This window comes from Mesorhizobium alhagi CCNWXJ12-2 (genome assembly GCF_000236565.1).
GTDB lineage: Bacteria > Pseudomonadota > Alphaproteobacteria > Rhizobiales > Rhizobiaceae > Allomesorhizobium > Allomesorhizobium alhagi.
Genome location: NZ_AHAM01000129.1, coordinates 1 through 9,423, shown reverse-complemented (window position 1 = coordinate 9,423; position 9,423 = coordinate 1). Strand labels below are relative to the sequence as shown.

5 protein-coding genes are annotated in these 9,423 nt (G+C 61.7%); 3 read left to right on the top strand and 2 right to left on the bottom strand.

The genetic code is table 11. The annotated features are described in order from the left end of the window. Nucleotides 1-194 precede the first annotated feature (194 nt). Entirely contained in the window at nt 195-3,533 is a 3,339-nt protein-coding gene (locus MAXJ12_RS15115) for a M10 family metallopeptidase C-terminal domain-containing protein (RefSeq protein ID WP_008836777.1), read from the bottom strand. Nucleotides 3,534-3,788: 255 nt separating this feature from the next. On the opposite strand from MAXJ12_RS15115, the gene MAXJ12_RS15110 reads away from it, so the two are divergent. After that, nucleotides 3,789-4,817 (top strand): DmpA family aminopeptidase, encoded by a 1,029-nt coding sequence (locus MAXJ12_RS15110; RefSeq protein WP_008836776.1) that lies wholly within the window; start codon nt 3,789-3,791, stop codon nt 4,815-4,817. Between the two features lie 50 nt (nt 4,818-4,867). On the opposite strand, the gene MAXJ12_RS15105 is transcribed toward MAXJ12_RS15110, so the two are convergent. Further along, entirely contained in the window at nt 4,868-5,824 is a 957-nt protein-coding gene (locus MAXJ12_RS15105; protein WP_008836775.1) for a LysR family transcriptional regulator, read from the bottom strand. 328 nt (nt 5,825-6,152) lie between these two features. On the opposite strand from MAXJ12_RS15105, the gene MAXJ12_RS15100 reads away from it, so the two are divergent. Both MAXJ12_RS15100 and MAXJ12_RS15095 read left to right on the top strand, forming a co-directional pair. Beyond that, entirely contained in the window at nt 6,153-7,778 is a 1,626-nt protein-coding gene (locus MAXJ12_RS15100; RefSeq protein ID WP_008836774.1) for an amidohydrolase, read from the top strand. Between the two features lie 67 nt (nt 7,779-7,845). Continuing rightward, nucleotides 7,846-9,423 (top strand): ABC transporter substrate-binding protein (locus tag MAXJ12_RS15095; protein ID WP_008836773.1); only part of this gene is annotated, 1,578 nt, incomplete at its 3' end.

The following is a 9,423-nucleotide window of genomic DNA, read 5'->3' as shown; positions in this document are numbered from 1 at the left end:
GAGCGGCGCCCCGCCCGGCGGCTGCGGCGACGGCCGCAGCTCCGGCGGCCATTAATACTGTGCGGCGGTCGGTCGGGCGCTTCATTACACTCTCCATGATCGGCCTCAGGACCCGTGCGGTGACGGCATTGCCGCTCAGCTTGTGGTTCGAAAAGAGAGGTGGGGCGCCCGAAAGCGCCCCACCTGCGGTCGAGTTATATGATAACGAAGTCGTCTGCCGAAAGATTCAGATTTGCGCTCAGCCGCGCAAACTGAATGGCCGCCTCTTCTCCGGCGCCATCGGCGTCATACGACAAGGCGCCGCTGTCGGTGTCGTAGATAATGCGGTCGTCGGCATCCTGGGCGACGCCCGACGCACTCCGGTGAAATGCGCCCAAGGCGAGAGCGCCGTCGCCGCCCACGCTCTCAAAGATGAGGTTGTCCAGCAGGATCGTGTCGTTGGCGACGTTGAAGTCGGTGATCCGGTCGATATTGCCGGCCCCAAGCTCGGTCGAGAAGCGGAAAGAATCCTCACCGGCGCCGCCGGTCAGCGTGTCGGCTGCCAGCCCGCCATCCAGCAGGTCGCTGCCGCCGCCGCCGTTCAGCGTATCGGCCCCCGCAACGCCCGGCTGAGCCGGCGCAGGAGGGAATTCGACCGATACGTTCAACTCATAGGTCGAGCCTTCCGGCACTTCCTCGGCCCAGCCATTGCCTGGCGCATCTGGCGACCAGCTGCCTTCCAGGATGTAGTAGGTCCCGGTTTCCTGGACGACGAAGACGGTGCTCGAGTCCCGGTTGCTGTTGGAGCCGGGGTCGCCGCCGCCGTCGTCGTTCTCAGCGACGACATTGCCATCGCTGTCCAGCAGCCTGACCCAGCTGTCATGGACGTTGGGATCGGCAATATGATCGATGTCGATGGTGATGATCGTGCCGGCCGCCAGGTCGATGCTGTAATATCCACCCTGGCCGTTTCCGGTGGCGTTGACGGTGGTGTGAAGGACGGACGTCGAATCGAAGATGTCCGGGTCTTCGGCCAGCGAGAAGTTGTTCGAGATGTCGAAGGCGGTTGCGATCGAATTGTTCGTCGCATCCGGTCCGAGCGTGGCATAGCCGGTGCCCATGCCCGGACGTGGCGGAGCATCGCCCTGATAGGCGAAATCGCCGAGCAGGGTGTCATCGCCGCCGCCGCCGTCGATCCTGTCATTGCCGCCCTGGCCGGTCAGCACATTGGCCGCGCCGTTGCCGGTCAGTCGATCGTTGAAGCCCGAACCGGCGAGATTTTCGATCGAGACGTATCTATCTCCGCCGGATCTGCCTCCACCGAGGCTGAGCCTGACGCCGCTCGTTGCGTCGGCGTAGTCCGCCGTGTCGCTGCCGGCGCCGCCGTTCAACCTGTCGGCCCCGCCGCCGCCGGTCAGCGTGTCGTCGCCCGCGCCGCCGGAGAGTTCGTTGGCCTGGCCATCGCCGATCAGATGGTCGTCGAAGGATGAACCGACGGCATTTTCGAAGCCGGCGAGGATGTCGTGCCGGATGATGGTGCCGCGCCCGACGATCTGCACCGGGCCATCAGCGTCGCCGCCGCTGGCCGTGCCGTTGGCGAGGTCGATCGTTACGCCGACCGGGCTGCCCTGGTAGACGACCGTGTCGATACCGGAACCGCCATCCAGATAGTCCTGCTCACTGCCTCCGATGATCGTGTCATTGCCGCCTTCGCCGTAAATGATATCGCCGTCGCGGCCGCCATCGAGGATGTCATCGCCATCGCCGCCATTGAAGTAGTCGCCGCCGCCCTGGCCCCAGAAATGGTTGGCTGCGGCCGTGCCTATGAAGCGGTCGATGCGGTCATCGGAGCCGATGAGATTCTCGATACTGTAGAAGGTGTCGCCCGAGGCAGTGCCGCCGCTCGCAACATTCGTGGCGAGATTGACGAGCAACTGGAAGGGGCTCTCCCTGCTGTAGTCGACCGTATCGACGCCGGCGCCGCCTCTGAAGATGTCGATGCCGTCCTGGCCGCTCAGCGTATCGTCGCCGTCCCCGCCGTCGAGGATATCGTTTCCCTGCCCGCCGAGGATGGTGTCGTTGCCGCTGCCGCCGTAGAGCGTGTCGTTGCCGTCGTCGCTCTCTGTCTGGTCTTCGAGGTCCTCGACATCGATCGTGTTGTTGATGTCGCGGCTGGCAAGCGAGTCGCGACCGCCGATGATGAGATCGTCGCCGCCCTGGCCGAAGATCGTGTCGTCACCGGCGCCGCCATCGAGCGTGTCGTTTCCGCTGGTGCCGAAGATGATGCTGGTCAATGTGTTGTCGCCGACGATGGGCGGGGTGCCGGTGTCGCCGCCTCCAGGCTGGGGCGTCGAATCGTCGGCATAGATAATCTGTTCGACGTTCGCTATTCGCCGGATTCTCAGGTCCCTGGAAAGTAGGATGACGGTGTCATTGCCGCCGTTCGCTTCCTCGCGCACGATGTCGTCGAGCGAGTCGACGAAGTAGATATCGTCGCCGCCATAACCGGCCATACGGTCGCCGCCGCCGCGGCCGTCCAGAGTGTTATTGCCGTTATTGCCGATCAGGATGTCGTCATACCAGCTGCCGATGCCATTCTCGATGTAATAGTCGTTCTCATCCGCGTTATGTCCGGCGAAGATCGACACATTGTTGCTATGGCCGTTAACGCTGGAGAACTGTCCGGCGCGCAAGTCGAGGATCGTACCCGCCGTCGAGCCGGAGAAGTCGACCGTGTCGGTCCCGCCGGTGTCATGAATCACAAAGCCGATGTCATGCTGCATGCCCGACGAGGTGAGCCGGTAGTTGGCCTGTGCGCTGCCGAAACCGTAGGTGTCGTCGCCCGTGTTGAGGTCGATGTGCTGGTAGGTGCGCACCCCGTCCTCGACGGTCGAGAAGAAGCGCCGGATGACGGCCTCGATATCGGCCATGAGCGGCGTCGACGCCGACCAGCGGGTGGGTTCGCCGACGTCGATTCCATCGAAATAGGACATGACGCTGTATTGCTGGCGATCGAAGGTCCAGGTGGCATTGTTCAGATAGTTGATCTGCACGCCGCCGGGACCGCTGTAATTGTAGAGGCCGGGATGGTTCAGGCCGAACTCGTGGCCGAATTCATGGATGAAGGAATCGTAGACATAGCCGCCGACATCCGTCTTGTTGGGCTCGGTGTCGTGGAAACGCTGGCCGATGCTGACATAGCGGTTGGCCGAATAGGCGCTGCCGTCGTCCGGCTCGCCCAGTTCGGGGCTGACGACCTCCATCCAGTCCGTCGTGGAGTCGTACGGCGCGTCGTCGACGATCACGAACTGCAGGGGGGTGACGGACGCCCACGCCTCCAGGGCGCCGATCGCGGCGGCCTTGTAGTCGGGGTGGTCGTTGAGTTCGTGAAGGTTGATCCTCAACGGCTCGGCGGCGATCTCCGGCGTCAGGCTACGGTTCAATGCCCCTAGATGGTCAAGGAAGGATTCATAATCCTCGCTCTTGCCATAAGGGTTATCCGGCGTCTGATCGTTGATCCACCATTGATCGTTCGTCTGGCTTGGATTCGGCATCGCAGGGTTCCTCCTCGAACACTGTGCGCAGCTCACGCCTTATGCCGCAGTGCAGCCGCCGCCTTGCACAGTGTGTGGCTCTTCAGCCCCGTCACCCTTCCCGAATAGTGTTATCGTAAACTTCTGATTGTCCACCCCATACAGACGTTGCGTGATGTTACGTTAGGTTACAGTGGACGCGCGGCGACCGGCCTGGAGCAGGCATGCGCTGCGAAACCGTAGCTGTGCCAAGATGTTGGCGAGAGGGATGTGAGAATGGGTGTAGCACGGCACTTCGACCTTGGTGTGGGGCGGCTCAAGCCAGGCCCGAACGACGCAATCACCGACGTGCCGGGTGTCCTGGTCGGCCACAAGACAATCATCGCCGATGGACTGGCGACCGGCGTCACGGCAGTCCTGCCGCATGGAGGCGACCTGTTCAGATCCAAGGTCAGGGCGGCAGTCGAGATCATCAACGGGTTCGGCAAGTCTGCAGGGCTCATCCAACTGTCCGAACTGGGAACGATCGAGACGCCGATCCTTCTGACCAACACATTCTCGATCGCACCATGTGCAGAGGCGCTGATCAAACGCGCCATTGCCGCCAACCCGGAAATCGGGCGGGAAACCAGCACGGTCAATCCTGTCGTATGCGAATGCAACGACGGCAGCATCAACGATATTCAGGCGATGGCGGTCACGCGGCAGGACGCCGAGGCTGCATTGGATGCTGCGAGGGACGGCCCTGTCGAGCAGGGCAGCATAGGCGCAGGCGCCGGAATGACGTCATTCGGTTTCAAGGCCGGGATTGGAAGCGCGTCCCGGAACCTGGAGATCGGGGGTCGCGGCTTCACACTCGGCGCTCTGGTCTTGTCTAATTTTGGCAGGGCAGGGGACCTTATCCTTCCCGACGGCCGCAGAGCCGATCCCAAAGGGCTCAGCCAGCCTGAAAGCGGGTCGATCATCATCGTTCTCGGCACCGATATCCCGCTTGACGACCGACAACTGAACCGCGTTGCGCGCCGCGCCGGAGCCGGCATTGCGCGCCTCGGTTCGTATTGGGGGCACGGCAGCGGCGACATTGCCATCGCCTTCACAACCGCCGATCCCGTGCCACACGTCCCGTCTTCGCCGTTCAGCTCGGTCGTGCGCATCGATGACGGACGCATCGATCTCGTTTTCGAAGCCGTTGTGGAAGCCACGGCGGAGGCCATTCTCAACGCTCTGTGCGCTGCGGGGAGCGCAGTTGGACGGAATGGCCGCAGGATACCGGCATTGGCTGACTGGCTGAAGCAGCGAGCGTGAAAATTTCATTTCGGCCGGATGCTATTTCGAGTTGTTGCGCGCCCTCCGCTTTATGAAGATGTGAAGCCTTTCAAGTTGGTCGCCGTCAGCCCCCTGGATGCCTGCCAGAGCGCTTCCACCATTGCGCTGTGCGGCTTTTCCGAACTGCGGTACAACCGGATATCCAGATCGAGCGTCCAGGTGCGGTCATTTGAGCAGGCGACAAGGCTGCCGTTGGAAATGTTCTCCTCCACGAGGCTCTCCGGTAGCCAGCAAACGCCCACGCCGGTCAGCGCCAGTTCCTTGAGGCCCGCGCTGATTGTACTTTCATGCACCGTCTGGCGCCGGAAAGGCGAATGCTTCGAGAAAAGGCTTCCGAGGGCGACGCCAAAGAAGGAACTGTAACCATAGCCCAGATAGGGCAAAGCGAGCTTCGCTGCCTCCGGATTGTCCAGAATGCCTGCTGCGGGCGCGTTTGATTTGTCGAGGCGCAGTTCTGGCGCGGCGACGGGAATAAGCCGATCCGATCCGATCGTCAGATAGGCGAATTTGTCACGATCGAGGTGAAACGGCACTTCACAGTGCGCGTATGTCAGAAAAAAGTCGGCTTCGCCGTCGGTCAGTGCGGCCAGATTGGCTTCGATGCCACCTCTGTCGGCTATGAAGGACGTGCCGAATTTGTGGGTGTTCCGCTGCAATTCCCGCAGCCAGACCGGAAAGAAAGTGATGGTCAATGTGTGAAGGGCGGCAAAGCGCACGAGCCCTTGTTCTGCGGGCGGGCGCAGTGATTCGCGCACCGAATAGAACATCCTGATCGCATCCTGCGCCATCGGGAGAAAGTTGCGCCCGGCCGGCGTCAGGTCGGCGGGCATGGTGGCGCGGCTGATGAGCGGCGCTCCGATCCATGTCTCAAGCTGCTTGATGCGGCGACTGAAGGCGGGTTGGGTGACATTGCGGATTTCGGCGGCCCGCGAAAAGCTCGATGTTTCGGCAAGCGTCACAAAATCCTCGAGCCATTTGATCTCCACGCGGCCCCTCCTCCATTGCGTTCGGCCGTCAACAGGCCACAACTTGCAAGGTATTCAAATTGCAACGTTATGCAAATTTTGCATGTTCAATTGCGAAAACCGAATTGGCCAGGTGGCCCCGCAGGCCGCAACGTAAGCAAAACGAACAAGCTGGCAGCCGAAGCCGGTGTCCGGGAGGGGCAGCAGTCTCGAATTCATTCGTCGATCCGCCGGAGCTTCCATACGCCGCTGACGCAAGGCGACTGCGCAGCCTATTGAGGACGGCGGAGCGGCATTTCGTACCAACCAAAACTGGCGGCGCTTGTGAAAGCCGGGAGAGAAAAAAAGCATGAACTCCGTGGACCAAGCCGATCTCGTTCTGCATGGCGGCAAAATCTGGACGGGTTATGGCAATCCGGTCGCGGAAGCGATTGCGGTCCTTGGCAACAAGGTGCTGGCAAGCGGTTCGGACGCAGCCATCAAGGCGCTGATCGGGCCGGGGACGAAGGTCGTCGATCTGGCCGGGCGCTTTGCCATGCCTGGTCTGAACGATGCGCATCTGCATCTGATCTCGACGGGGCTCCTGCGCGGCAAGGTCGATGCGACCCCGGATGCCGCGCCTACCCGCGGGTCCCTGGTTGCCGCATTGCAGGCGCGTGCTGCCGAAACCCCGAAAGGCGCGTGGATATCCGCGCGTGGATTTGACCAGACCCGATATCCCGACGGCTTGATGCCCACCGTGAAGGAACTAGACGCTGCCTTGCCCGACCACCCGGTTTCGGTCAAACGCGCCTGCGGCCATGTCACGGTCGTGAATTCACTCGCGCTGGCGTTGGCGGGGATCGACATCAACACGCCCGATCCGGATGGCGGCCTCATCGGGCGGGAGAACGGGCAGCTTACGGGGTTGCTGGCGGAGAACGCGCAGAACCTTGTCTATGATATCCAGCCAACGCCCTCTTTCGACGAGATCGTCGACGCCATCGAGGCGGGCGGCCGGGACCTGCTGCGGTTTGGCATTACCTCTTGCATGGATGCTGCGGTCGGCCAGGTCGACGGCATGACCGAAATCGAAGCCTACCAACGGGCCGAGCGCAGCGGCCGGCTGCCGGTCCGGGTATGGGCGACGCTTCTGGGCGATCCCGGTTCGTCCATCGTCGAGCCATGCCATGCCGCGGGCCTCGTCACCGGCGTCGGCAGCGACATGTTCCGCATCGGCGGCGTCAAGATATTCACGGACGGCTCGGCAGGCGGGCGAACCGCGTGGATGCGCCAACCGTATGTCGGCCAACCGGACAATTTCGGTGTTCGGATGCTGCCTGACGACCAGTTGTTCGAACTGGTCGACCGCTATACCGCAATGGGTTACACCATGGTCTGCCACGGCATTGGCGACGCCGCCATCGACCAGCTCGTGCGCGCCTATGAACGTGTGCGCGCCGCAAATCCGCACCATAAGAACCGGCACCGGATCGAGCATTGCGGCTTTGTGGACGATGCCCTCAATCAGCGGATGCTGAAGGCGGGTATCCTGCCCGCGCCGCAGCAGGCCTTCATCTACGATTTCGGCGACGCCTATGTCTCGGTTCTCGGGCCCGAGCGCGGACTCTCGTCCTATCCGATCGCAACTTGGGACCGTCTGCGGATGAAGCCGTCCACCGGCAGCGACTCGCCAGTCTGTTCGCCCAACCCGTTCCCGGACCTTTACGCGATGCTGACGCGCAGGACGCACAAGGGCACGGTCATTGGCGCTTCCGAGATACTGACGCCGGAACAGGCTTTGCGCGCCTATACCGAACATGGCGCCTATTCCCAGGGCGCGGAAAAGGTGAAAGGCCGGCTGGAGCCGGGCATGCTTGCGGATATCGCCGTGTTCTCGAGCGATCTCCTGACTGCCGAGCCCGAGAAAATCCTGCATGAAACGGCCTGCGAGATGACAATTCTGGATGGACGCATCGTCCATGACAAAGGGTGAGGCGGGTCGCTCGGGCGCGCCTGGTTCAGACAGAGACGAGCAACGGACCCTACAGGGAGGAAATGGAATGTTGACAAGATTTGGCCTGATAGCTGCACTTGCGCTTGGGACGGCGACCGCCGCGCTGGCGCAGGATGCGACTCCGAAGGATGGCGGGAGATTCGTGTTCGCCGCACCCTACGGCAATTCCATCACGTCGCTCGACATCACCGCGACACCGCACACGCAAGACGAGATTGTCGCCAAGGCGATCAACCGCTCCCTCTACCAGTGGAACCCGGAAAGCGGCCAACCCGAACTCGATCTCGCGGAATCGGTGGAGAGGGCGGACGATGGCAAGACCTATACCTACAAGCTCAGGGAGGCGACCTTCCACAATGGCGACAAGCTCGACGCCGACGACGTGATCTGGTCCTACAACCGCCTGGCCGATCCCAAGAAGGCACTGCCGGGCGCCGAACAGATGCTTCAGATCGCCGGCGTCGACGAATTCCAGGCGGGCAAGGCCGACCATATTTCCGGTCTGAAGAAGATCGATGACAGGACCGTTCAGATCACCTTCATCAATCTGGCCGATCCGGGCTGGAACCTGATGTCGAACTTTGCGCCGATCTATTCCAAGGACTATCCGGAAGATCAGCTCGCCTCCAAGCCGAACGGCCTGGGCCCGTTCAAGCTCGCCAACTACGTTGCGGGCTCGAAGGTCGAACTGGTCAAGTTCGACGACTATTTTGAAGAAGGCAAGCCGCATCTCGACAAGGTCGACATCATGCTGATGGGCGAAGCCGCCGCCCGCGACGTCGCCTTCCGCAACGGTGAAATCGACGCCAGCATTCTCGGGCCCATTCAATATGAAGCCTATGGCCAGGATCCGGCGCTCAAGGATCGCATCCTTGAGGTCGCCGAGGTCTACACGCGCAATATCGGCTTCAACACCAAAGTCGAGGCTTTCAAGGACAAGCGCGTCCGCCAGGCGCTCAACCATGCGATCGACAAGGACCTGATCATCAAGAAGCTGGCGAAGAACAAGGCTTATCCGGCAGTGTCCTGGCTGCCGATTTCGTCGCCGCCCTTCGACAAGAACGCCAAAGCCTATTCCTACGATCCGGAAAAGGCCAAGGAACTGCTGAAAGAAGCAGGGTACGAAACCGGCCTGAAGTTCTCGGTGACCGCCACCCCGAACGAAAGCTGGGGCGTGCCGATTGTCGAGGCGATCATCCCGATGCTGGCCAAGGTGGGCGTCGAAGTGACGACGGATCCGGTGGACGGCTCGGTCCTGTCGGACAAGATCCTGTCCGATAATTTCGAGGCCTATATCTGGTCGAACTCGTCCGGTCCGGATCCGCTGAAATACCTGACCTGCTTCTATTCGAAGACCCCGCAGAACGCCTGCAACTACGTCAAGTTCTCCAATGCCGATTTCGACAAGCTGATCGAGCAGGCGGGCAACGAAACCGATCCGGCCAAGCAGAACGATCTTCTGAGGCAGGCGAACAACCTGCTGCAGGAAGAAGCGCCTCTCTGGTTCTTCAACTACAACAAGGCGGTCATGGCCTACCAGCCGTGGGTCCACGGGCTGAAGCCGAACGCCATGGAACTGGCGATCCAGGACTACGACGACATCTGGATCGACGACAGCGCGCCC